1 protein-coding gene is annotated in these 673 nt (G+C 38.6%); it reads left to right on the top strand.

Features of this window, described 5'->3' with window-relative positions:
• Positions 1-22: 22 nt before the first annotated feature.
• Positions 23-673: outer membrane beta-barrel protein (locus IEY78_RS35340; RefSeq protein WP_189104822.1), on the top strand; the 651-nt coding region annotated here is incomplete at its 3' end.

Genomic DNA, 673 nt, shown 5'->3' with positions numbered 1-673 from the left:
AATCTTAAACCAAAGAAAAACCATGAAAAAAGCTCTCTTACTAACTCTCTTTTTCTCGTTTTGGCTCCACGCTGAAAGGAATGGATTTTATTTAGGTTTAAATTTTGCAGAAGGAAGCTATATTAAAGGACAAGGCAGCATCGGCGAAAAAGCTTCAGCAGAAAACGCCTTAAATCAAGCGATCAATAACGCAAAAAATTCATTATTCCCCAAACAAAATACAAAAGCCATAAGAGATGCGCAAAACGCCTTAAACAAAGTGAAAGATTCAACAAAAATCGCTAACCGATTCGCAGGAAATGGTGGATCGGGCGGTCTTTTCAATGAACTCAGCTTTGGGTATAAATATTTTTTGGGTAAAAAAAGGATTATAGGGTTTAGGCACTCTCTTTTTTTCGGTTACCAACTTGGTGGCGTTGGTTCTGTTCCTGGCAGCGGTTTAATCGTTTTTTTACCCTATGGTTTCAATACGGATTTACTCATTAATTGGACTAACGATAAGCGAGCGTCCCAAGAAGATGTTGAACGAAGGGTAAAAGGGCTCTCTATATTTTACAAAGACATGACCGGCAGAACGCTAGACGCTAATACATTAAAAAAGGTATCAAGGCACGTATTTAGAAAATCTTCAGGGCTTGTGATTGGCATGGATATAGGGGCTAGCACTTGGTTT

The sequence above is a fragment of the Streptomyces kronopolitis genome (assembly GCF_014646275.1).
Lineage (GTDB): Bacteria > Actinomycetota > Actinomycetes > Streptomycetales > Streptomycetaceae > Streptomyces > Streptomyces kronopolitis.
This window is presented reverse-complemented; position numbering and strand designations above follow the sequence as displayed.